Here is a 22,784-nt window from a genome sequence, read left to right as displayed (position 1 = left end):
GCCGACCCGCGGGTGTTGACCGCCGCTCGCGGTGGATGGAGGTCGGCGTTGTTCCTGCGGGCCAGTCAGCCGTTGAGCAGGAACCTGGTCAGCTCGGGGCGTTTCGCGGTGCGGCCGGTGCCGGAGGAGATGCCGCGGAGGCGGCGGCCGAGCCACGGGCCCAGGAAGCCGCTCAGCCACTGCAGCTCCGTGCGGATCGCGGTCAGGCGAGGTGGGAGGGGCAGGGCCGGGAGCGGGTGGGTCCAGGAGTCGTCCGCCCCGGGGAGCTCGAGGGCGTGCGCCATCGAGTCGGCGATGCGCTGGTGGCCCGCCGGGCTCGCGTGGAGGCGGTCGGCGGACCAGGTGCGGGCGTCGGTGGTGACCTCGAACTCGAACGTCTCCACCACGCGGACGCCGTGGCGGGCGGCTGCCTCGCGGATACGGGCGTTCAGCGTGAGGACGCGGGGCAGCAGCGGGCGGGCCAGCGGGGCGATCTTGGCGACGTTCGGGAACGCGATGGTGCCGACGGTGGCACCCGCCCTGGTCAGCGACGCGAACATGGCCTCGATGTGCCCGGCGGTCGCGTCGAGGTCGAAGCGCGGGCGGAGGATGTCGTTCAGCCCGACCACCACGGTCGCGAGGTCGGGACGCAGCTCCAGCGCGGGCGCGAGCTGCTCGGCGTGCACCTCGCCGGCGAGCTTGCCGCGGACGGCGAGGTTGGCGTAGAGCAGCTCGGGGTTCAGCCCGGCCAGCCGCGCCGCGAGCCGGTCGGCGAAGCCGCGGTAGCCGTTGACGTCGTCACCGTCGCCGATGCCCTCCGTCTGGCTGTCGCCGAGCGCGACGTAGCGGTGGTACGACTGCGTTGACATCGACACTCCTCGACACTCCTGCTGGCTCGTCCCGGCCATCGTATCGCCGGGGTTTACCCTCCCTGACGTGCGGCGAACGGCGCGCCTCCCCGAGGACACGAAGCTGGTCCTACCGGTACGAACCGGTCAGACCGTACGCGAACACGCGCTCACGATCGCGATCTTCGCGCTCACGGCGGCGCTGGCCGGCGTGGGCGTCGCGACGACCGGGTCGGTGGTGTGGCTCGTGGTCGGGTCGCTGTGCCTGGCCGGGGTGGTGCTGGAGGTGCAGCTGGTCCGCGCGCAGGCCTGGTTCGGACCGCTGCTCGCCGCCGACAGTGACCACGTGTGGGTCCGCGCGGGCGGGTTCCTGGCGCCGCGGTCCGTGCGGCTGGACTGGGCGGAGGTCACCTCCGTGACGCTGCACCGGTGGCGCGGCCGGCGGAAGGAGACCGCCCGGTACCTCTCGTTCGACCTGACCGACGAGGCCACGGCCGGGCTCACCGCCGACCCGCGGCTGGCGAGCCGCGCAGGGCGGCTGACCCGCGTGTTCGGTTCCCCACTCTCGATCGCCGAGCAGAAGGGGCTCCTGCTCGACAGCGTCCTCCGCGAGCTGCGCGACCTCGCTCCCGACGGCATCCTCTTCGCCGAGAAGGAATGAACGTACGTTTGCGCACGAACGGCACGGTTCTGGCTCGCACCGCTCAGCTCCGCCGTCGACGCGACGCGACCTACGGCGTGGACAGTTCGAGGATCGCGATCTCGTCGGCCGTGTGCACGGCCGACACCGCCAGGCCCGCGTTCTCGGCGAGCACGGTCAGCTGTCCGACGTCACGTGTGCGGAGGCGGTCGGCCGAGGCCAGTGCCCGGGCATCCGCGAGCTTCTCGATCACGAACACCGCGCCGTCCTCGCCGGCGGCCGTCGCGCAGTTGCGCAGGATCGTCCGTGCCTCCTCGTCGCTCCACTGTTGGAGCACCGAGCACAGCAGGTAGCCCTCCGCGCCGGTCGGCAGTGGGCCGAAGAAGTCGCCGGCCACGGCCTGCCCGCGGTCCGCCACACCGGCGGCCGCCAGCAGTTTCCGCGCGGCCTCGGCCGGCTCCGGCAGCTCGACGACGGTGCCGCGCAGCGTCGCGTACTCGTTCAGCAGGGCGATCACCAGCGTCCCGTCGCCGCCGCCGACGTCGACCACGTGGCCGAGCGTCCCCCAGTCGTAGGCCGACACGATCACCGGCACGTCCGTCACCTCGCAGGTCACGACCGTCGTCGCGGCGCGTGCTGAAGGTGTGGGTTCGACCTGTGGCATCTCCTTGTCTGCCATGGCATCTCCCTTCATCGCCCCCAACCTACGACCGGTGGGCAAGATCCGCAGATCATGCTGCGCCCGTGGCGAACGCGCTGGCGGAGACGCGAGACACCTGACGATGCTGTCGTGGTGACCGACCACGCTGACGATGCCGTGCGCGACCGCGGGATCGGACCGGTGACCGACCGCGTCGCCGTGCTCTCCGACGTGCACGGTGTGCTGCCCGCGCTCACCGCCGTACTCGCCGAGCCGGACGTCCAGGCCGCCGAGCTGATCGTGCTCACCGGGGACATCGCGGCCGGGCCACAGCCCGTGCGGACTCTTGATCTGCTCGGCTCACTGGGTGACCGGGCGGTCTGGGTGGGCGGCAACTGCGAGCGCGAACTGGTGGCCGCCGCCCGCGGGAACGCCGTGCCCGAGCCGATCTCGGCCTGGGCCGGCACCCAGCTGCGCACCGAGCACGTCGAACTTCTCGACGGGTTGCCGAAGACGGCGACGCTCCACGTGCGGGGCCTCGGCGAGGTCCTGTTCTGTCACGCGACCCCACGCGACGACGAGGAGTTCGTCCTCGTCGACAGCCCACTCGGCCGGTGGGCCGAGGTACTGGACGGCGCGCCGGACACGATCGTGTGCGGGCACACCCACATGCCGTACGTCCGGCTCGCGGACCGGCGCACGATCGTGAACCCGGGCAGCGTCGGCATGCCGTACGGCACCACCGGCGCACACTGGGCGCTGCTCGGCGGCTCGGACGGCCCGGCGATCCAGCTACGCCGCACCCACTTCGACCGCGCGTCCGCCGCCGACGCGATCGAGGCCGAGTGCGACTTCCCGGAGGTCGCCGAGTGGACCCGGTTCTACCTGCGCGAACCCGCGTCCGACGCCGAGGCCCTCGCGGTGTTCACGCCGTGAGTGGCCGCCGGCGTCTGGACTGAGCGAGCAGCGGAAGCGCCCGGGAGCGAAGCGACCCTCGCCGAGCAGCGCAGGGAGGGAAGACGCCGGATCAAGGCCACGAACCGCCGAGCGGAGCGAGGCCATTCAACGCCGAAGTCACGGCCCACCGACGAGGCCCTCGGGTAAGAAGTCCGCCAGGTACGGGTCGACGGCGGGCGAGTCCGGTCGCAGGCCGTGCCGAACCCACGCGGACCGCTCGTGCACCAGCGCCGGCAGCTCCCACACACAGCCGATCAGCGGCTCGGTGAGCGGCGTGAACACCGGCTCGGCCGTCAGCGGCGCGTTGGCGGCACGGCAGTGCAGGATCTCGCCGTACACCCACGCGTACAGGTTCAGCCAGATCGCGTCCACGCCCTTGTGCAGCACGGAGAACGCGACTCGCGGCGTGGCATCGGCACCGGCGGAGGACGGCAGCAGCTTCGGCAGGTACGCCGTCGCCGCCAAGACGATCGCGCCGTCCAGCACCGCGGACGTGACCGTCACCAGGTACTGCTTGACGCGCCAGTCCCCAATCGGCACCACACCGCCCGGTCTCAGGTAGCGCTCGGAGAATCCCATGAAACGCACCGTAGACTGGATGGTGCTCCGGTGGCGCGGGTCAGCGGCGGAATGCCGGGTACAGGGCGAGCACCGGGTCGTCGTCGAACCAGCGGACGCGGAGCCGGTCGCCGACCGCGGCGGCGTGTTCGGCTACTGCCTGCGCGCCGGCGAGGAGCGCGTCGTTGGCGAGGCGGCGCCAGCGGTCGGTCAGTACGTGGGTCTCCGGCGGGGTGTCCGACAGCAGCGACGAGTGCGTCTGCGCCGCCTCCGGCCTGCTGAAGAACTGCCAGGTCGTCAGCCACACCCAGAACAGCTGCGCGTCGAGCAGCATCGGCAGCAGCACGCCGTCGTCGTCCAGGTCCGGCCACACCGCCCTGACCTCGGCCCGCCAGCCGGCGAGCATCGCGTCGGTCATGCCGTTGGGCAGCCCGAACGGGCACCAGCACGACGGGAACGGCACCCGCAGGTACGCCGCGTCGAAGATCGCGTTGCGGACGCAGCCGCCCTCGAGGTCGAGGAACCGCACGCCCCGGTTGGTGATCAGGTTGTTGTCCGGGCACGAGTCGGACGGGCTGAACGCCCGGTGGTGCCCGGTCTCGAGGAGCTTGCGCGACCGCGCCGCGCACTCCAGCACCGCCGCGGAGGTCTGCACGCCCAGCTCGGCCTCGAGCAGTGCCGGCAGGTCGTTCAGCGCCGTGGCGCCGTCGGTGGCGAGCGGGTCCTTGAAGTCGGGCACGGTCAGCCGCCGCTGCAACGCGTCGAAGTCGGCCTCCCGGCCCGCGGTCGTGGCGTGCAGGCGGCCCAGCGAGCGCGAGTAGGACAGCAGCGCCCGTTCGGCGGCCCGCGCGTCGGTGCCGAGCAGCTTGTCGGCCAGCGTCGGCGCGTGCCCCAGGTCCTCCAGGACGACGAGCCGGCTGCCCGGGTAGTGCGCGAACAGCTCCGGGCACATCCGGTCCTCGGACGCGAGCGCGGTGAACAGCTGGTAGCTGGCCGCCTCACGCGCGAAGCTGTCGCAGTGCTCGTCGAGGGGCTGGAGGTAGCGCTTGAGCACCAGCGTGCGCGGTAACGAGAACGGGCTGGTCGCGACCCGTACACGCACCACGCACGACCGCTCGGAACCGCCGAGGTCCTCGGGGTCCGTCAGTTTGATCCGAGCACCGAACCTGCGGCCGAGCACCGCCTCGGCCGCGACCACGGTCGCCAGTACTTCGGGATCCGCATCACCACCAAGTGTCGGTGGGTCAGCGGCGGTTTCCACACTCATCTCCTCCGACCCTACTCCCGCTCGTAGCACCGACCGTAGTCGTGTCCATCGATCAAGTAGCCACGGTTTTCGGGATAAATAACGAAAACAGGTTCATGACAGGATCGTTTCGACACCCGTCAGCCGTTGGACAGTGGACGGCCAGAGTCGACGGTCGTCCAGGTGGCACGTCGCATGAGGAGCACCACCGTCGCGGCCACCACGATGCCGGCGAGGTTGACGACGAGCTGCCCGATCGACCCCGCCACCCGGCCCCAGTCACCGAGGATGGCCGCCGTGCTCGCGTAACCGGCCGCCGGGACGGTGGTCACCGAGATGAACACGCCGACCAGGGCGGCGGACTTCGCGGAGGTCATCGACAACATCCCCGCCGCACCGGCCAGCAGCGCCACGATCAGCGACCACGGGCCGACGTCGTAGACGAAGTCCACCTGGTGGTGTCCGATGAGGGCGGACGCGTCGAACAGTCCCGCCCAGTTGCCCAGGGCGGTACCACCCGCGGTGACCAACATCGCGAGCGGGAACCCGACCGCCAGCACGACCGACGCGCGGCGCACCAGGTCCCAGCGCCGTCGGACGAGCCCGACCGCGATCGCCGCGAGCGGCCCGAACTCCGGGCCGACGACCATGGCACCCACGATCGTCACCGGCGAGTCCGTGATCACACCGACCGCCGCGAGCAGGCACGCGATCGCCAGGAAGGCCAGGAACGTGGCGTTGAGCCGGGACTCCTCACCGGAGCGCCCGAGCAGCTCCTCCCACACCACGGCGTCGGCGCCGTCACCAGGGGCGTTCTCCTCCGCCCGGTCCGCGGCGTCGGACAGCGCGGTGTCCACCTGCTCCAGCGTGATCCCGCCGGTGTGGTCGAGGCCCAGCCCGCACAGCACGGCGACGACGTCATCCGCCGCCTCGCGTGCGATGTCGGCCTCGACCACGTCGCCCGCCGGCACGACGGCCGCGCCGGGCAGCAGCACGATGTGCGCGACGCCGGGGTGCGCCCGCAACCCGGCGACCACGTCGTCGGTGTGCTCCGGCGGGCTGATCGCCCGTAGGTGCAGCACCCGTCAGGCCTTGGGCGGCGCCGGCTTCGCGTCGACGCCCGCCTCCTTGCGCTGCTCCGGGGTGATCGGGGCCGGCGCGGAGGTCAGCGGGTCGAACCCCCCGCCGGTCTTCGGGAAGGCGATGACGTCCCGCAGTGACGCCTCGCCGGCCAGGAGCATGACGATGCGGTCCCAGCCGAACGCGATGCCGCCGTGCGGGGGCGGGCCGTACTTGAACGCCTCCAGCAGGAAGCCGAACTTCTCCTCGGCCTCCGCCGCGGAGATGCCCATGACCTCGAAGACCCGCTTCTGGACGTCCGCGCTGTGGATACGGATCGAGCCGCCGCCGATCTCGTTGCCGTTGCAGACGATGTCGTAGGCGTAGGCGAGCGCGTTGCCCGGGTCGGCGTCGAACCGGTCGATCCAGTCCGAGTTCGGCGAGGTGAACGCGTGGTGCACGGCCGTCCAGCGGCCCGCGCCGACGGCGACGTCACCGGCGCTGCGGGCGGCCTCGGCCTCCTCGAACATCGGCGAGTCGACGACCCACACGAACGACCAGGCCGACTCGTCGATCAGTTCGAGGCGCCTGCCGATCTCCACCCGGGCCGCGCCGAGCAGCGCGCGGGCCTCGGCCGGGTTGTTGGCCGCGAAGAAGACACAGTCGCCCGGGTTGGCGCCGGTGGCCTTGGCCAGGCCATCGCGCTCGGCCTCGGACAGGTTCTTGGCGACCGGACCGCCGAGCGTGCCGTCGGCGCCCACGAGGACGTACGCGAGGCCCTTGGCACCCCGCTGCTTGGCCCACTCCTGCCACGCGTCGAGCTGGCGCCGCGGCTGGTCGGCGCCGCCCGGCATGACGACCGCGCCGACGTACGGGGCCCTGAACACGCGGAACGGCGTGTCCTTGAAGTACTCGGTCAGCTCGGTCAGCTCCAGGCCGAACCGCAGGTCGGGCTTGTCCGTGCCGTAGCGGGCCATCGCGTCGGCGTAGGTCATCCGCTGGATGGGCCGCGGGATCTCGTAGTCCGCCAGCTCCTGCCACAGGGCGGCGACGATCTTCTCCCCCAGCGCGATCACGTCGTCCTGCTCGACGAAGCTCATCTCGATGTCGAGCTGGGTGAACTCCGGCTGGCGGTCGGCGCGGAAGTCCTCGTCCCGGTAGCAGCGGGCGATCTGGTAATACCGCTCGATGCCGCCGACCATCAGCAACTGCTTGAACAGCTGCGGCGACTGCGGGAGCGCGTACCAGGAACCGGGCTGCAGGCGGGCGGGCACGAGGAAGTCACGGGCGCCTTCCGGAGTGGAGCGGGTCAGCGTGGGCGTCTCGACCTCGACGAACTCGTCCCCGTGGAGGACGTCACGGGCGATGCGGTTGGCCTCGCTGCGCATGCGCATGGCGCGAGCCGGGCCGGACCGGCGCAGGTCGAGGTAGCGGTGGCGCAGGCGGGTGTCCTCGCCGACGGTCAGGTGCTCGTCGAGCTGGAAGGGCAGGGGCGCGGCCTCGCTCAGGATCTCCAGCTCCGTGACCAGCACCTCGATCGCGCCGGTCGCGATCTCGGGGTTCTCGTTGCCCTCGGGGCGCTTCCCGACCTCGCCGGTGACCTTGACGCAGTACTCGGCGCGCAGCCCGTGGGCGCGCTCGGCCATCTCACCCTCGCGGAACACGACCTGCACGACACCCGACGCGTCACGGAGATCGACGAAGATGACCCCACCGTGATCGCGCCGGCGGGCCACCCAGCCGCTCAGCGTGACGGACTCTCCGGCGTTTGCGGCGCGAAGCGTCCCGGCCTCGTGCGTGCGGATCACGGTGTGCTCTTCCTGTTGGCGGGTAGATGGTGGTAAAGGCTAGCCAACGGCCCACCCGTTCCGTCCAGCAGGTTTCCGACTCCGCGGTCACCGTGCGCGCCGTCGTGGTCACGCAGGCGTGGATTCGCTACCGCAAGCTCTCCGGTGTCGGATTTAACGTCATAGCTACCTAGGCAGGACGTTACCCCGTAGGGTGTTGGTTACCTGATGGTAGGTAAGGCAGCTGGGGAGAACGCGAGGAGACCACGATGGGTGGCGGCGCGACGCGCGAACCGGTCAGGGAGCTGCATCGAGCCGGCGACGTCAGGCGCACGCTCCCGCACCCTGTGGACAACCTCGCCGCGGACGCGTTCCCGACCGCGCTGCGCACGGCCATCCAGGCCAGTGGGCTGAGCCTGGACCGGATCCAGTACCGGTTACGGGCCCGCGGCGTGTCGGTCAGCGTCACGGCGCTGAGCTACTGGCAGTCCGGCCGGCGCAGGCCCGAGCGGGCCGAGTCACTTGCCGCGCTGGGGCATCTCGAGTCGGTGCTCGGCGTCGCGCCGGGGTCGCTGATCGCGTTACTCGGGCCGCCACGGCCGCGCGGGCGGGTGCAGCGCGAGTCGTCGCGGGTGCCGATTCCTTCGCTCTTCCCGGCCAGTGAGCCGGTGTCGAAGTTGCTCAAGCAGATCGACTTCACCACCGAGACGGCCCTGACCAAGCTGTCGCAACACGATCGGATGGACATCGCGGCCGACCGCGGCGAGCGGCGCATCGCCGTGCGGCAGGTGCTGCGTGCCGAGCGCGACGGCATGGACCGCACCGTGATGGTCTACGACCTCGAACGGCCCGGCCGCCCGTTCCCCGACGTCGTCTCGCTGCAGTCGTGCAAGATCGGCCGGGTCGCCCGCGACGAGGACGTCGGCATCATCGTCGCCGAGATCATCCTGGACACGCCGCTGGTCCGCGGTGAGACCGCGATCGTCGACTACGCGCTCAACTTCCCCGGCCCGCCCTACTCCCGCGGCGACGACAGCTACTGCCGCCGGTTCACGACGCCGGTGCGGGAGTTCGTGCTGGAGCTGCAGTTCGACACGGACGCGCTGCCGGCGTACTGCGAGCTGTACACGGTGAACCCGGAGGAGCAGACCACCACGCGCCGCAAGGTCGAGGTCACGCCCAACGGGCAGGCCCACGCGGTGGCACTCGACTTCGGACCCGGCACGTTCTGCGTGCGCTGGGACTGGCCGCGCGACCGCGGGTAGTCCGGGTGCGCGGCCTGTCCCAACAGGACGTTGGACCGGCCGCGTGCTGTCCTGCTAGCTTCTACCGTGTGACTGCCGGGTCGGCCAATGGCCGCTACCGGAGAGGCCTCCCGGCCGCTCCGTGAACCTCCGGCGGGCCAGAGGCCCGCCACCGCCTCCTGTATCGCGATTCCCTCGGGGACAGCGGAAGGAGGTGAAGTACATGTCCCAGTCCACTGTGTCCAGTGAGGCGTGGCAGGAGTTCCTTGCCGACGTTCGTGGGCGCGCCTTCGAAGCCACCATCGACCAGCTGGTGCCCTTCGGCGCGCTCGTGACCATCGAACCCGGGATCCCCGGCCTACTGCCGGCCTCCGCGATGACGGTCGAGCCCAAGGTCGGTGCGGTGGTCGCCGTGCGGGTCGTCGAGATCGACGAGCAGCGGCGGCGGGTAAGCCTCGCAGCGGCGTGACCGACACTGTGCGAGGGCAGGCGCCTGCCCTCGCATGGTGTTTGATGGCCTCGCTCCGCTCGGCGGTTCGCGACCTCGACCCGACATCTTCCCTCCCTGCGCTGCTCAGCGAGGGTCGCTCCGCTCCCGTCGCCTCCGCTGCTCACCCAGTCCAGACGCCGGCGGCCACTCACGGTGCTGGTTGGTTTCGTCTGGCGATTCTGGTGTCCGCGGTCCTGCGCTGCTCAGTGGCCGCTCATGGTGCTGGTTTGGTTCGGTTCGCTTTGCGGGGGTTCGTGGGGTGTGGTCGACACTCACAGGAGTGCTAGCTGTTCCTGTACAACGGGTTCGTCCTTGCGGGTGCCTTCGGTCAGGCTGCCTTCCGGCCAGTGTGGTTCGGCGGGGTTCGCCTCGCGGTCGGCCTTCTTGTCCAGGCCGTGCCTGCGTAACAGCGGGCCGACGCGGGTGCCGAGCCAGCGGCGGTAACCGACGTCCGCGTTGGCGCCCTTCGCGTAGATGCGGCGGTAGGCCGGCACCAGGTGCGGGTGCTCACGTGCCAACCACGCGGCGAACCACTCGCGTGCGCCCTTGCGCAGGTGCAGCGGCAGCACCGTGACGCCGGTCGCGCCCGTGTCGGCGATCGCCGCCAGCAGCGCGTCAAGCTGTTCCACCGAGTCGGTCAGGTGCGGCAGTACCGGGGCGACGAATACCCCGCACGGCAACCCCGCCGCCACGGCCTTGCGCACCAGGTCCAGGCGCGCCTGCGGGCTGGCCGTGCCGGGTTCCAGGCTGCGCTGCAACTCCCGGTCCACCAACGCGATCGACACGCCGAGCCCCACCGGCACGTCCTTGCTGACCGCGGAAAGCAGCGGCAGGTCCCGCGACAGCACCGTGCCCTTCGTGAGGATGCTCAACGGCGTCCCACTGTCCGCCAGCGCGCGGATGATCCCCGGCATCAGCCGGTACCGGCCCTCGGCACGCTGGTACGGGTCGGTGTTGGTGCCCATCGCGACGGGTTCGTGGGTCCAGCGGGGTGCTCGTAGCTGGCCGGCCAGTACCTCGGGCGCGTTGACCTTGACGACGATCTGGGAGTCGAAGTCGTTGCCCGCGTCCATGTCCAGGTATGTGTGGCTCTGCCGGGCGAAGCAGTTGTGGCTGACCACGCCGTTCGCGATGAAGTCGCCGGTGCCCGTGGTGATGTCGTACAGCGTGAGGTCCAGGTCCAGCGGCTCGATCGTGGCCACCGTCAGCCGCGTGCCGGAACGCAGGACGGTGCCGGTCAGCTCGCCCGTGGTCGTGTGCGCCGGGTCGGTGGTGTGCAGGAACCGCAGGTGCTCGGCGAGCGTGCCGGCCACGCGCATCCGGTACAGGCCGCTGCGGCCGCCGACGTCCTCCAGCACGTACTCGAACCCGTGACGGCGCAACGCCTCCGCAACGACCGGCAGTGCCGTCCTGCCGGTGCGGCCCACCCGCATGCGCCCGTGCGCGAAGTCACCGTCCACATCGAACACACCGGCCAGGAAACCCTTGTGCCACTCCTCGCTCGGCACGGCGGGATGCTCGATCGGCAGGCTGATCGCGTCGTCCCCGTTCAGGTACTCCCGCGCCCTGGCGAGCACCCGCGGGTCGACCGGATCCCCGTACCCCGCGGCGACACCGGCCAGATAGCCGCAGCGGTACTCGACGCCGCCCTTCGGCGCGAGCGCGAAACGGCCGGTGCCCACGAGTCGGTCACCCGGTTGGATGACCTGTCGCCGGTCCCCGCACGCGCCGCCGGCGACGTGTCGCCACCCCTGGTCGGTGAGGAAGCGGTGCTCGCCGCTGGCGATGAGCTGGGTGCCGTCCCGCAACGTCAGGCGGTAGGCCGGTTTGACCGTCGTCCAGTGCGCGAGCACCCGCGTCGTGACGTACCGGCGTCGGCCGCCGGTCAGCTCCGTGCCGTAGATCCGGTCCCCCACCCGCAGGTCGGCGATCGGCTTCGCCCGGCCGTCGGCCATCAGGACCGGCGTGTCGCCGGCCAGGCAGTACCGGCAACCGTGGCTGCATCCCCGGTACGGGTTGACGGTCCACTGGAACGGCAGCCGCGACTGCCCTGGCACGCGGTTCAGCACGGACTTGGCCCGCACCTCGTGGAACACCGTGTTGGCGAACTCCGGGGTGCGGACACTGCGCATCAGCCCGGGTAGGCCGGGCAGGGTCTGCTGGCCGTCCGGGTCGCTTTCGGAGCCTATCCGCTGGCTGTCCCATCTCACGAACACAGTCGAACATGTGTTCGATCTTTTGTCAATTCATGCGCACCAGGGCCGTGGACGGCGCCGCCACCAGGAACAACACGACCGAGTTGGCGCAACGACGACTGTTGCCATGATCGACCTGGCACACTTCGGTCACCGCCCACCCTGGACGGAGCGAGCGGGCGGGGCCGGGTTCAGTTCCCGGCCGTCTCCGCGGCGGCAGCCGGCTCGGGCGGGGTGGTGTAGGCCGCCTTCACGCGGTCGGCGGCGGCCCTGGCCGAACGCTCGTCGCGGCCCGCCGCCACGTCCGCCGCGTACCAGAGGTCGGAGCTTCGTGACATGAACTCGATGCCCGCCGGACTGACGTGCCATGCCGCGGCCGTTTCCGGGGTGACCGCCGACTCCTCGTCGGACAGGTACTGCGCCATACCGAGAAGTGCCATGTCCCAGCCGATGCCGACCGCGCCGGGGCCGAACTGGGCCCACAGGTCCTCGTCGACGTGGGCCGTGTGTTCCAGCTCCAGGCGGGTCCGTCCCTCCGCTTCCGGCACCACGCGGGTCTCCAGCCAGCTGACCTGGCCGCCGTACTCCCAGGTCACGAAGAAGCTCTTCGGCGGGTCGCACCGCTCGATGGTGCCGCCGGCGTTGCCCTCCAACTGGTACCGGCCGCCCAGCCTCAGCTCGCCCGTCACCGGAAGGAACCAGCGCGGGATGCGTTCCGGGTTGGTGCACGCGTCCCACACGTCGTCCGGGTCCGCCGTGTACGTCTGGGTCACCGTCACCAGGCGGGCCTCCCCCGGGCCGAACACGCGCGTGCCCACCTGGCGGCTCACCGCGTTGAGCTGCTGGGCGACATCGATCATGGATGGACTCCTCTGGTCTCATTGGGTGTGGGACCAGCACAGTATCCAGTGTTGCTTATATAAGTCAATCCTAAATAGGAGTGCTCGTGGACCTCGTCGAGATTCTCGGGTTCGTGTCCGGCGCCTTGTGCGTGTGGCTCGTCGCCATTCAGAACGTGTGGAACTGGCCCGTCGGGATCGCCAACAACATCGCGTTCCTGGTCCTGTTCTGGACCTCGGGGATCTACGCCGACTCCGCCCTGCAGCTCGTCTACCTCGCGCTGGCCGCCTACGGCTGGTGGGCCTGGCTGCGGGGCGGCGCCGAGCACACCACCCTGGCGGTCACGCGGACGACCGAGCTCCAGTGGCTCCTGCTCGCCGTCATCGGCGTGCTGGGCACCACCGGGCTGCTCGCCTACCTGGACATGATGACCGACTCGACCGCGCCACTGCCCGACGCGGCCACGACCGTCCTGTCCCTGCTCGCCACCTGGGGCCAGACACGCAAGAAGCTCGAGTCCTGGTGGCTCTGGATCGCCGCCGACCTGATCTACGTGCCGCTCTACGCCTACAAGGACCTCTGGCTCACGGCCGCGCTCTACACCGGTTTTCTCGCCCTCTGCGTCTACGGCCTGCGCAACTGGCAGGCCGACTACACCCGCGCCGCGGCCGGCAACCCTGCCTCGTCCGCCACCGGCCAGGTCAGCGGGTCCGAACCGAGCGCCACCAGTTGAGCCACCTGCTCACGGCACCACGGCGACACGTCGAGCTCCCCGCCGGACACCAGGCTCACGAACAGCGGCCACGACATCCACCCGTACTCGTCGACCTCGAGCGGTGAGATCACCGGCGAGGCGTCGGTCACCGCGCGGAACACCGGGCACAGCTCGTTCTCGACGATGCCGTTGGCCATCACCGCGCGGTAGCGGAACCGCGGCAGCAGCAGCTCCACCCGCGGCGCCGGCAGGCCCAGCTCGTCGGAGAGGCGGCGGACAACGGCGTCCACGAACGACTCGGACGGCGCCGGGTGACCGCAGCAACTGTTGGTCACCACGCCCGGCCACGTCTTCTTCGCCCTGGCCCGCCGGGTCACCAGCAGCTCACCGCGGGTGTTGAACACGTAGCACGAGAACGCGAGATGCAGTGGCGTGTCGTGGTGGTGCACGGTCTCCTTGTCGGTAACGCCGATACCCCGGCCCTGCTCGTCGAGCAAAACGACCTTCTCCGTCACGGCTTCGATCGTAACTCGCGGTCAGACCATGAACTCCGTGCCGTCCGGTGGTACCTCGACGCCCGCCTCCCGTACGGCCGCGAACTCCGCGGATCGGGTGTCCAGCACGGGGTTGGTGTTGTTGAGGTGCGTGTAGCACCAGCGGACCCCACCGTGGTCACGGACTCGCTTCAGGCTGTCCTCGATCGGCACGTGGCCCATCGCGAGCTGTGCCGACGTGCTCGTCCCCGTGCCCGTCATCTCGCGGGCCGAGTAGAACGTGCCGTCCAGGAGCACGACACCGGCGCCGGCGACGAACTCGTCGAAGCCCGCCGGCCACTCGCGCAGGCACGGCGCGTAGACGAGCGAACCGCCGGTCGCCGGGTCGGTGATCCGGTAGGCCACCACCCAGGGGCCGGGCGCCGCCGAGTCCTGCGCGTACTTGGGCCGCTTGTCGCTCACGGCGAACGACGACACCGTCATGCCCGGGACGTCCACCGCGGACTCCCAGGTCCACGTCCCGTACCGGGCGACCGCGCCGCGGATCGGGAACCGTTCGCCGAGCGCGGACAGCACCGCGGGCGGCGCGAACACCCGTAGCCCGCCGCTCTCACGCAGCAGCATCAGGCCCAGCGTGTGGTCGAGCTCGCCGTCGGTCAGCAGCGCGCCGCGCAACGGGGTGTCTCGTGGTCCGGGACCGGCGGCCAGTGCCGGCGTGGCCAGCAGCTGTGCGCGGAGGTCCGGCGACGCGTTGACCAGGTACCACTCGGCGCCGTCGGCGCTGACCGCGAGGCAGTCCTGAGTCCGGGGTACCACGAACGGGTCGCCGGCACGGCAGGCCGAGCACAGCGCGCACGCGCAGTTCCACTGCGGGAACCCACCGCCGGCCGCCGTGCCGAGCAGCACCACCCTCACCGCGCCACCACCCTCACCGTGCCACCACCGGGCCACGCATCACGAACTCGGCGGCCGGCGGCGCCTCGAGCAGCAGGTCGACCACGCCCCGGTTCGGCGAGCGCGAGCACACCGGATCGGTGGCCGCCGCGTCGCCCAGCAGTTGGAACGCCTGGCAGCGGCAGCCGCCGAAGTCGACCGCGCGGCGGTCACAGGTGCGGCAGGGCTCGCTCATCCACTCCTCGCCGCGGTAGGCGTTGAACGACGTCGAGTCGTACCAGATCTCGCGCAGCGGCCGGGAAAGCACGTTCTCGACCGGCAGCGTGGTGATCACCGACGCGGCCGGGCACGGCAGCACGTCGCCGTTCGGCGCGACGGTCAGCTGCCGCGCGCCCCAGCCGTACATGCACGGTTTCGGGAACGGCTCGTAGTAGTCCGCGACCACGTACACGATCTCCATCGTGCCGCGCAGCCGGTCGATCGCGGCCCGCACGACCGGCGCCGCGGCGGCGAGCTGCGCCGGGGTCGGCATGAGCGCCTCGCGGTTGCGCAGCGCCCAGCCGTAGTACTGGGTGTTCGCCAGTTCGAGGCGGTCGGCACCCATCCGCTCGGCCAGTGCGATGAGCGCGGCGACATCGTGGTTCGCCCTGTGCAGCACCACGTTCACAGTCAGCGGCAGGTCGCGGTCCTTGATCAGCGCGGCCACGTCGAGCTTGCGCGAGTGGGCCCGCGCGCCGGCGATTCGGTCGGCATGGGCGGCGTCCGGGCCCTGCACCGACAGCTGCACGTGGGCGAGGCCGCGGTCGACGAGGTCGTCGAGCCGTTCGGCGGTGAGGCCGAGGCCGCTGGTCACGAGGTTGACGTAGCAGCCCAGCTCCGACGCCCGCGACACGAGCGCGGGCAGGTCCGGCCGGGCCAGCGGCTCGCCTCCGGACAGGTGCACCTGCAGCACGCCGATGTCCCGCGCCGCGTCGAGCACGTCGAGCCACTGGGCGGTCGTCAGCTCGTCGCGGCGGCCGACCAGCTCGATCGGGTTCGAGCAGTACGGGCAGTGCAGCGGGCAGCGGTGGGTCAGCTCGGCCAGCATGCCGAGCGGAGGTGCTACGTCCATTCCACGACCCTCCTGCTTTCCAGTCGCGCCAACACGTCCGTCACGTCCTGCGCCCGCACGCCGCGATACCGGTCGCCGAGCGCGGCCGCGATCTCGTCCACCGTGGACTCGCCGTCGCACAGGGACAGCACGGCCGCGGCGGTCGCGTTGGGCACCAGCACACCTTCCGGGTACAGCAGCACGTGGGTGTCCCTGGTCCTGTCGAAGGTGAGCCGGACTCCCTTGCGCAGCTTAGGTTTCCTCGACATCAGCGGCTCGCTCGATCGCGTCCAGCATGGCCCGGAGCACGTCGCACTTGAACGACAGCGCGGCGACCGCGGCGTCCTGCTGCTCGGCCGTCACGCTGTACCGCACCACGATGTCCAAAGTGGACTTTCCCTCGCCGGACACCGCCTCGATGCGGTTGGTGAAGTACGCCAGGTCGTCACGGTGGATCCAGTCGTAGGAGGCCAGCATGTCGGCGACGCGGCGCTGCATGAGGTGCCCGGAGAACATCTCGGTGAGCCCGGACGCGACGGCCTCCAGCCACGGCCGGGTGTGCGCGAACGTCACGTACGCGTCGACGGCGAACCGCACGCCGGGCACGACGTGCCGCTCGTCGACCACCTCCTCGCGGGTGAGGCCGACCGCCTCGCACAGGCGCAGCCAGCGCTCGCGGCCGCTCTCGGCGTCGCCGTCGACGCGTCCGTCGTGGTAGACGACGCGGTCGAGCCAGGCGCGCCGGATCTCCGGGACCGGGCAGTTGCTGATGATCGCCGCGTCCTTGCGCGGCAGCATGCACTGGTAGTACCAGCGGTTGGCGGCCCAGGTCCGCAGCTCGCGGCGGGTCAGCTCGCCCGCGTGCATGCGCTGGTGGAACGGGTGGGTACCCCAGTAGCGGTGGGACAGGCCGCGGAGCTCGGCGACGAACTCGTCGGCGGTACGGATCACGGCGGGGACACCTCCGATGGCGGCTGCCGGCGCGACTCTCTCGCGGGGCCGCGCCGGCAGGTACGTGGTCAGTCCTCCATACGCATGGCGTAGGCGGTGACCTCCATCGGGGTCTCGTACTCGACGAAGTCCGGAGTGGTCCAGACCTCCAGCTCTACGGCGTCCATGCGACCTCCCTGAATGTGTGGCCAATCATCTGACCTACCCAGGGTAACGGGAATGTGACAGAAGCCAAGACCCCGCCAGGTAAGCGTTTTCCGAAAGGTTTCGGGCCGGCCACCGTCGCCGGGCTGGCCTACGGCACGATGCCGGGCATGTTCAGCCACGCCCTCGTGTTGGGGAAGTTCTACCCGCCGCACGCCGGCCACCACCGCCTGGTCCGGGCCGCGGCGGCCCGCTCGCGGCGGACCACGGTCGCGGTGCTCGCCGCGTCGGTCGAGTCGGTCCCGCTGGCCGACCGGGTGCGCTGGCTCGCCGAGGAGCACGCCGCCGACGCCGGCGTCGCGATCGTCGGCGACGTCGACGACCACCCGATCGACTTCCACGACGACGCGACCTGGGAACTGCACCTCGGCGTGGTGCGGTCCGTGCTGAGCCGCCGGGCCATCGCCGACGGCGACCCGCGCCAGGCCGCGGTCGACGCGGTGTTCTCCAGCGAGGACTACGGCGCCGAGCTGGCGAGCCGGCTGGGCACGAAGCATGTGGCCGTGGACCCCGACCGGACCGTGCTGCCGGTGTCCGGGACCGCCGTGCGGGCCGACACCCCCACCCACTGGGACCAGCTCGCGCCGGCCACCCGGGCCGGGCTGTGCGCACGGGTGGTCGTGGTCGGCGCCGAGTCGACCGGGACCACGACGTTGAGCCGTGCGCTCGCGGCGCACTACCGGACCGAGTGGGTGGCCGAGGAGGGGCGACGCCACACCGAGGACAAGCTCGCCGCCGCGACCGCGCTGGCCGGCGGCACTCCCCCGGCGCTCGACGACCTGGTCTGGACGGTCGGGGACTTCGCCGACGTCGCCGGCACGCAGGCCGCGCGGGAGGACGAGGCCGCACGCCGGGGCGGGCCGATCCTCGTGTGCGACAACGACGCGTGGGCGGCGACGGTGTGGTGTGAGCGGTACCTAGGGGTGTCCCGTGCCTTCGGCACCGACCGGCGTCCCGCGTCCTACCTGCTCACCGACCATGTGGGGGTGCCGTTCGAGCAGGACGGGTGGCGGGACGGCGAGCACCGGCGGGAGTGGATGACCGGGCGGTTCGAGGAGCTGCTGGCGGAGCGTGGCGTGCCGTGGGTGAAGGTCACGGGTTCGCGGGAGGAGCGGCTGGCGGCGGCGGTCGGGGTGTGCGACGACCTGCTCTCGCGTCACTTCCGTTTCAGTGAACCGTTGACAGCCTGAGAGACTGCGCGGGTGTACGACGGCGAGACCGAACCCATACCCCGGATCACCGACCGGGGTGGGCACGATCCGGACCGCCGCGAGAACGGGCGACGCTCGCCGGACCGGCGCGACCCGGCCGATCGCGACTCGGCCGACCGCGACTCGGCCGACCGCGACCGGCGGGACGCGGATCGACGCGACGCGGCCGACCGCGACCGGCGTGACCCGGCGCGGCGCGAGACCGCGTCGCGTGCCGAGGTGGATCTCCCGGCCGGGCATGGCCATGGGCACGGACACACGCCCGCCGAGCCGGCCTCGCAGCGCGTGCGGACGATCATCGCGGCCCTGCTGGTCCCCTTCGCGCTGGCCGCCGTCGTGGGTGTGGTGCTGCTGTACCCCTTCGGCGACGGTCCCAAGGTCCACGCCGGCGCCGGCACTCCGGTCGACGGGGTCGTGACGTCCGCCGGTACCGGGGCGTGCAACGGCGACGTGCAGGTCGGCGGCCAGAACGGCGCCGGGAAGTGCCTGGTCGTCACGGTCCGCATGACCGACGGCGCGGCGGCCAACCGGGAGATCCGCACGATCGTGCCGCTCGAACCGTCCACGCCGCGGTTCGCCGTGGACGACAAGGTGGTGCTCGCGTACGGCGGCGGCAACCCCGCGGACGGCCAGTCCTACCAGCTGGTGGACTTCCAGCGGAGCATCCCGCTCGCCCTCCTGGCAGGACTGTTCGCGATCGTCGTGCTGGCGCTCGGCCGCTGGCAGGGCGTGAAGGCCCTCGTCGCGCTGGTGATCAGCTTCGTGGTGCTGGTGTTCTTCGTCCTGCCCGCGATCCTGGCCGGGGAGAGCCCGCTGCTGGTGGGCATCGTCGGCGCCGGCGTGATCATGTTCGTGGTCCTGTACCTGACGCACGGGCTGACCGCGCGCACGTCCACGGCCGTGCTCGGGACGATGATGAGCCTGACGCTGATCGGCGTGCTCGGCGCGCTGTGGGCGGCGTTCGGGAAGCTCACCGGCCTGGACGAGGACACGGCGACGCTGGTCGGCCTGCTGAACAAGCCGATCGACACGCGGGGACTGCTGCTCGCCGGCGTCGTGATCGGCGCGCTCGGCGTGTTGGACGACGTGACCGTGACGCAGACGAGCGCCGTGTGGGAGCTGCGTGCGGCGAACTCCTCGCTGACGCGGCGGCAGCTCTACCTGGCGGGCCTGCGGATCGGCCGGGACCACGTGGCCTCGGCGGTGAACACGCTGGTGATGGCGTACGCGGGTGCCGCGTTGCCGCTGCTGCTGTACTCGTCGATCTCCGGCGTGGGGATCGGCAACATCCTGACCTCGCAGTCGATCGCGCAGGAGATCGTGCGGACGCTGGTCGGCAGCATCGGGATCGTGGCCGCGGTGCCGGTGACCACGGCCCTCGCGGCCGCGGTGGCCGCGCAGGAGAAGCCGGCGGCGGAAGAGGTGGCAGCCCCGCCGAAACGACGCCCGGCCGGGCGGGCGGGCGAGCCGGACCGGGCCGTGTCGCGGGACAAGCAGCCGCCCCGGGAACGGACGGCGCGGGAACGGTCAACCCAGGAACGGTCAACCCAGGAACGGACGAACCAGGAACGGACGACCCGGGAACCATCGGCGAACCGGGAGAAGCCCGCCGCTCGGGAACGGGCCGCCGCACCGGGTGAGAGCGGCGCCCGCGAGACCTCGGTCAGCCGCCGCGCCGCCGAACGGGATCACGACGAACCGCTGGATCCGCCGGGCAGCCGCACCCCCGTGCGCAGGCCGCGGCCGAGCACGCGGCGCCTCGAGTAGTCAGGCTCGAGTAGTCAGGCTCGAGTAGTCAGGTCAGTCCAGGCTGGCCACGAAGCGGGTGATCGCCTCCGGCTTCAGGCGTTGGGCCAGTTTGCCGGCGGGCGCCAGCGACGCCAGGCGGTACAGCGGCCGGTCCGCCGCGACGTCCCCCTTGGCCTCCGCGCGCAGCTGAGCCACGAGTAGCTGCGAGAACACCAGCCCACCCGTGTTCTCGCTGGTCGCCAGCACGTCCGCCACGCGGCGCAGCACCAGGATGCCCAGCTCCCGGCCGCCCGCGCCCGAGTACACCGCCAGCGCCATGTTGATCGACGTGCGGTTCTTGGTCAGCAGCAGGCCGATCGTCCTGGTGCCGCGGATGTCCGTGACCATCAGCTCGATCTTGTCGACCGTGCGCAGGTCGATCGACTTGCGGCCCAGCGCCTTCGACACGACGGTGCTGCCAGCCAGCCACAGCCTGCGGCGGCCGGACACCCACGACACGAACGTCAGCAGCACGATCACGACGCCGGCCGTGACCAACGCGGGGGTCTGGCCGGCGAACAACGCCACGATGCCACCCAGCGCCGCGCCCAGCACGACCGCGCCGACCAGTGCCACGCAGCCGCGCCGCCGGGCGCTCGCCAGTTCCGTCAGGTTGAGCGGGATCCGCTCCGGCTCCTCCGCCACGTCACATTCCCCTGGCCGGACCCGGCGCGCTGGGGTCCAGCTCCAGGAGGAACGGGTTCGTCGTGCGTTCCCGGCCGATGGTCGTGCTGTCGCCGTGCCCGGGCAGCACCACCGTCTCGTCGGGCAGCGGGAGGATCTTGGTGCGCAGCGTCTCGGTCATCGTGCGCATGTCACCGCCCGGCAGGTCGGTCCGGCCGATCGAACCGGCGAAAAGCGTGTCGCCGGCGAACATGACCCGGCCGCCCTCCGCCAGCGCCGAGTGGAACACGACGGAGCCACGCGTGTGGCCCGGTGTGTGGTCCACGGTCAGCGAAAGGCCGGCCAGGTCCAGTGCCAGGCCGTCGGTCAGCTCACGCACCTCCGCGGGCTCCCGCATCTCGATACGGCCGCCGAAGAAGGACAGGCCCTGCTGGCTGATCCCCTTCATGGGGTCGTTCAGCATCTCCCGGTCGTCCGGGTGGATCCACGCCGCGATGTCGTTGCCGTCGCAGATCGGGGTCACCGAGAAGACATGGTCGAAATGGCCGTGCGTCAGCAGTGCCGCCACCGGGGACAGCCGGTACTTGCGCAGCGCCTCGGTGATCGGCTCGACCGCGTCCTGCCCGGGATCGACGATCACGCACGGCTCGCCCTCACCCGCCGCGACGAGATAGCAGTTGGCCTGGAAGGCACCGGTGGGAAACCCGACAACGAGCACCCATCAGAACTTACAGGGTGCCCTTACACGGACCGTAGGCGACGGAACCGAGACCAGGTGGTCAACCGGCGACCGGCCTGGCTGCTCGACGCCCGGTTGCCCGTGACGTCCATGTTGGCCACGCAGATCCGGTCCCGGCCGTGCCGCTTGGCCGCCCGCAGGGAGACGTCCGCGTCCAGCATCAGGTCCTCGAGGTCCAGCTCCACCAGGTCACCCAGGATGTACGTGGCGACCCCGATCGAGGCCGTCTGGCCCTCGATGGTCGCCGACAGCTCGCGGGTGACCTTGGCCGTCACGGACATGCTCGTGATGCCGGCGCGGATCCGCTCCGCGACCGCCAGCGCGTCGTCCAACTCGGTCGAGGGCAGCAGCACCAGGAACTCGTCACCGGCCGAGCCGCCGTAGCGGCAGGCCAGGTCGCCCTCGCGGGTCTTGTCGCGGATGACGTCGGCGACCGACCGCAGCACCGCGTCCCCGGCGAGGTGCCCGTAGCTGTCGTTGACCTCCTTGAACCGGTCGAGGTCGATCATGATCAACGCGATCGAGTCACCCCGGCTGCGGGCGACGGCCACGACGTCGGCCGCGGCCTCGTCCCAGTGCCAGCGCTCGATGAGCCCGGTCGGCGGGTCGATCACCATCTGGCCACACGACTCACAGCGACGAGTGGCCGGGACGCTGCGCAGCGGACGGTCCCCCGACGTCCTCGGCGCGATGATCTCCGGCGAGTGTTCGTGTTGGTCGGCGTGTGCCGGTTGCTCTCCCTGCCCGGCTCCCGCCTTTGCGGTAGGCATGCGGTCTCCCCTGTCGGTCCACCCGTGGATGAGGTGTCCGGCCGGTTCGTCCCCGATTGACGCGCAGTCAACACTCCTCACCGGCCGTATACAGCCCCACTATGTAGAGCCACGGTGGCCACGAACAGTGTTGAGGTGTTGACACTTGGAGGAAACACCGAATGGGCGAGTCACGGTTCGCGGTCAGTCATCACACGCCGTGAGAATTATGTCCACTTTGTCCGGGGCGGCTGATAGTCGGCGAACCGTCGGAGCGCCTCCGCGACATCGGTGGTCACTATCAGCATCTCGCGAAAATCGTCGGCCAGGAAGCCCTCGGCGGACATGTTCTCCAGAAAACGCAACATGGGCCGGTAGTACCCGTCCACGTCAAGCAGCGCGATCGGCTTGGTGTGCAGGCCCAGCAGCGCCCAGCTCCACACCTCGAACAGCTCCTCGAGCGTGCCGACACCGCCCGGCAGGACCAGGTAGGCGTCGGCCAGCTGGGCCATCCCGGCCTTGCGTTCGTGCAGGTCGGCGACCACTTTGAGGGTCGTGAGGCCGGTATGGGCGACCTCCCGGTCGACCAGCCCCTGCGGGATCACCCCGTGGGCCTGGCCGCCCGCGGCGAGCACGGCGTCGGCGAGCACGCCCATGGTGCCGGCCTTCGCGCCGCCATAGACCAGCTCGACGCCCCGTTCGGCGAAGACGGCGCCCACCTCACGGGCCGCGTCCTGGTAGGACGGACCCTTACCTGGCGATGATCCGCAGAAAACACACACGCGCATATAGCGACCCTATCGTCGCACCCGATCTTCACCCCCGGTCTTTCTTTCCGGTCG

The 22,784-nt window shown here is 71.1% G+C and carries 25 protein-coding genes; 7 read left to right on the top strand and 18 right to left on the bottom strand.

The window, feature by feature from the left end:
* Positions 1 to 65 precede the first annotated feature (65 nt).
* On the bottom strand, positions 66 to 848 hold the full coding sequence (locus VET29_RS02545; protein WP_324913952.1) for an SGNH/GDSL hydrolase family protein: 783 nt from the start codon (positions 846 to 848) through the stop codon (positions 66 to 68).
* Positions 849 to 915: 67 nt separating this feature from the next.
* On the opposite strand from VET29_RS02545, the gene VET29_RS02540 reads away from it, so the two are divergent.
* Positions 916 to 1,488, top strand: coding sequence for a hypothetical protein (locus VET29_RS02540; protein WP_324913949.1), 573 nt, complete (start codon positions 916 to 918; stop codon positions 1,486 to 1,488).
* A 70-nt stretch (positions 1,489 to 1,558) separates the two neighbouring features.
* Here VET29_RS02540 and VET29_RS02535 read toward each other — a convergent pair whose 3' ends face one another.
* The gene (locus VET29_RS02535) at positions 1,559 to 2,146 is read right to left on the bottom strand and encodes a methyltransferase (protein ID WP_324913948.1); all 588 of its coding nucleotides are present in this window, start codon (positions 2,144 to 2,146) and stop codon (positions 1,559 to 1,561) included.
* A gap of 114 nt (positions 2,147 to 2,260) precedes the next feature.
* On the opposite strand from VET29_RS02535, the gene VET29_RS02530 reads away from it, so the two are divergent.
* Positions 2,261 to 3,043 (top strand): metallophosphoesterase family protein, encoded by a 783-nt coding sequence (locus VET29_RS02530; protein ID WP_324913946.1) that lies wholly within the window; start codon positions 2,261 to 2,263, stop codon positions 3,041 to 3,043.
* A 138-nt stretch (positions 3,044 to 3,181) separates the two neighbouring features.
* Here the strand turns inward: VET29_RS02530 and VET29_RS02525 are convergent, their stop codons facing one another.
* From VET29_RS02525 to aspS, 4 genes are all read right to left on the bottom strand, one after another.
* Positions 3,182 to 3,643 carry a hypothetical protein gene (locus VET29_RS02525; RefSeq protein ID WP_324913943.1) on the bottom strand — a complete coding sequence of 154 codons (462 nt, stop codon included), beginning with the start codon at positions 3,641 to 3,643 and terminating at the stop codon, positions 3,182 to 3,184.
* A gap of 40 nt (positions 3,644 to 3,683) precedes the next feature.
* On the bottom strand, positions 3,684 to 4,889 hold the full coding sequence (locus tag VET29_RS02520) for a hypothetical protein (RefSeq protein WP_324913941.1): 1,206 nt from the start codon (positions 4,887 to 4,889) through the stop codon (positions 3,684 to 3,686).
* Between the two features lie 119 nt (positions 4,890 to 5,008).
* Complete coding sequence (locus VET29_RS02515; RefSeq protein ID WP_324913939.1) at positions 5,009 to 5,950, bottom strand: DUF389 domain-containing protein; 942 nt, start codon at positions 5,948 to 5,950, stop codon at positions 5,009 to 5,011.
* Between the two features lie 3 nt (positions 5,951 to 5,953).
* The gene (aspS, locus tag VET29_RS02510; protein WP_324913937.1) at positions 5,954 to 7,735 is read right to left on the bottom strand and encodes an aspartate--tRNA ligase; all 1,782 of its coding nucleotides are present in this window, start codon (positions 7,733 to 7,735) and stop codon (positions 5,954 to 5,956) included.
* A gap of 248 nt (positions 7,736 to 7,983) precedes the next feature.
* Between aspS and VET29_RS02505 the strand changes: the two genes are divergently transcribed.
* The gene (locus VET29_RS02505) at positions 7,984 to 8,979 is read left to right on the top strand and encodes a hypothetical protein (RefSeq protein WP_324913935.1); all 996 of its coding nucleotides are present in this window, start codon (positions 7,984 to 7,986) and stop codon (positions 8,977 to 8,979) included.
* Positions 8,980 to 9,181: 202 nt separating this feature from the next.
* Positions 9,182 to 9,427, top strand: a complete 246-nt coding sequence (locus VET29_RS02500; protein ID WP_324913933.1) for a S1 RNA-binding domain-containing protein — start codon at positions 9,182 to 9,184, stop codon at positions 9,425 to 9,427.
* A gap of 293 nt (positions 9,428 to 9,720) precedes the next feature.
* Here VET29_RS02500 and VET29_RS02495 read toward each other — a convergent pair whose 3' ends face one another.
* Together VET29_RS02495 and VET29_RS02490 are read right to left on the bottom strand one after the other, a co-directional pair.
* The gene (locus VET29_RS02495) at positions 9,721 to 11,658 is read right to left on the bottom strand and encodes an intein-containing Rv2578c family radical SAM protein (RefSeq protein ID WP_324913931.1); all 1,938 of its coding nucleotides are present in this window, start codon (positions 11,656 to 11,658) and stop codon (positions 9,721 to 9,723) included.
* A gap of 176 nt (positions 11,659 to 11,834) precedes the next feature.
* On the bottom strand, positions 11,835 to 12,503 hold the full coding sequence (locus VET29_RS02490) for an SRPBCC family protein (protein WP_324913929.1): 669 nt from the start codon (positions 12,501 to 12,503) through the stop codon (positions 11,835 to 11,837).
* An 86-nt stretch (positions 12,504 to 12,589) separates the two neighbouring features.
* On the opposite strand from VET29_RS02490, the gene pnuC reads away from it, so the two are divergent.
* Positions 12,590 to 13,216, top strand: coding sequence for a nicotinamide riboside transporter PnuC (gene pnuC / locus VET29_RS02485; RefSeq protein WP_324913927.1), 627 nt, complete (start codon positions 12,590 to 12,592; stop codon positions 13,214 to 13,216).
* Here the strand turns inward: pnuC and idi are convergent.
* The 6 genes from idi to pqqA form a co-directional block, all read right to left on the bottom strand.
* A complete protein-coding gene (gene idi, locus VET29_RS02480; RefSeq protein ID WP_324913925.1) occupies positions 13,135 to 13,713 on the bottom strand; it encodes an isopentenyl-diphosphate Delta-isomerase in 579 nt (192 codons plus the stop codon). The two genes, pnuC and idi, sit on opposite strands and share 82 nt — an antisense overlap.
* 21 nt (positions 13,714 to 13,734) lie before the next feature.
* The gene (pqqB, locus tag VET29_RS02475; RefSeq protein WP_324913923.1) at positions 13,735 to 14,607 is read right to left on the bottom strand and encodes a pyrroloquinoline quinone biosynthesis protein PqqB; all 873 of its coding nucleotides are present in this window, start codon (positions 14,605 to 14,607) and stop codon (positions 13,735 to 13,737) included.
* A 13-nt stretch (positions 14,608 to 14,620) separates the two neighbouring features.
* Positions 14,621 to 15,697, bottom strand: coding sequence for a pyrroloquinoline quinone biosynthesis protein PqqE (gene pqqE, locus VET29_RS02470; protein WP_324913921.1), 1,077 nt, complete (start codon positions 15,695 to 15,697; stop codon positions 14,621 to 14,623).
* Entirely contained in the window at positions 15,688 to 15,945 is a 258-nt protein-coding gene (pqqD, locus tag VET29_RS02465) for a pyrroloquinoline quinone biosynthesis peptide chaperone PqqD (RefSeq protein ID WP_324913919.1), read from the bottom strand. Before pqqD ends, pqqE begins: the two co-directional genes overlap by 10 nt.
* Positions 15,929 to 16,627, bottom strand: a complete 699-nt coding sequence (pqqC, locus tag VET29_RS02460; RefSeq protein WP_324913916.1) for a pyrroloquinoline-quinone synthase PqqC — start codon at positions 16,625 to 16,627, stop codon at positions 15,929 to 15,931. Before pqqC ends, pqqD begins: the two co-directional genes overlap by 17 nt.
* Before the next feature lie 68 nt (positions 16,628 to 16,695).
* Positions 16,696 to 16,794: a pyrroloquinoline quinone precursor peptide PqqA gene (pqqA, locus tag VET29_RS02455; protein WP_324913914.1), complete on the bottom strand. Its 99-nt coding sequence runs from the start codon at positions 16,792 to 16,794 to the stop codon at positions 16,696 to 16,698.
* A 54-nt stretch (positions 16,795 to 16,848) separates the two neighbouring features.
* Between pqqA and VET29_RS02450 the strand changes: the two genes are divergently transcribed.
* Positions 16,849 to 18,021, top strand: coding sequence for an AAA family ATPase (locus VET29_RS02450; RefSeq protein WP_324913912.1), 1,173 nt, complete (start codon positions 16,849 to 16,851; stop codon positions 18,019 to 18,021).
* Positions 18,022 to 18,033: 12 nt separating this feature from the next.
* Positions 18,034 to 19,809 (top strand): YibE/F family protein, encoded by a 1,776-nt coding sequence (locus tag VET29_RS02445; RefSeq protein ID WP_324913910.1) that lies wholly within the window; start codon positions 18,034 to 18,036, stop codon positions 19,807 to 19,809.
* Positions 19,810 to 19,842: 33 nt separating this feature from the next.
* On the opposite strand, the gene VET29_RS02440 is transcribed toward VET29_RS02445, so the two are convergent.
* From VET29_RS02440 to VET29_RS02425, 4 genes are all read right to left on the bottom strand, one after another.
* A complete protein-coding gene (locus VET29_RS02440; protein WP_324913908.1) occupies positions 19,843 to 20,475 on the bottom strand; it encodes a hypothetical protein in 633 nt (210 codons plus the stop codon).
* 1 nt (position 20,476) lies between these two features.
* Complete coding sequence (locus VET29_RS02435; protein WP_324913906.1) at positions 20,477 to 21,172, bottom strand: MBL fold metallo-hydrolase; 696 nt, start codon at positions 21,170 to 21,172, stop codon at positions 20,477 to 20,479.
* 23 nt (positions 21,173 to 21,195) lie between these two features.
* Positions 21,196 to 21,963 carry a GGDEF domain-containing protein gene (locus tag VET29_RS02430; protein WP_324913904.1) on the bottom strand — a complete coding sequence of 256 codons (768 nt, stop codon included), beginning with the start codon at positions 21,961 to 21,963 and terminating at the stop codon, positions 21,196 to 21,198.
* Between the two features lie 206 nt (positions 21,964 to 22,169).
* Positions 22,170 to 22,730, bottom strand: a complete 561-nt coding sequence (locus VET29_RS02425) for a TIGR00730 family Rossman fold protein (RefSeq protein ID WP_324913902.1) — start codon at positions 22,728 to 22,730, stop codon at positions 22,170 to 22,172.
* Positions 22,731 to 22,784: the final 54 nt, after the last annotated feature.

Origin of the sequence: Actinophytocola sp., assembly GCF_035634895.1 — a bacterium.
Lineage (GTDB): Bacteria > Actinomycetota > Actinomycetes > Mycobacteriales > Pseudonocardiaceae > Actinophytocola.
Note: the sequence above shows the minus strand (reverse complement) of the source record. Positions and strands in the feature narration are given on the sequence as shown.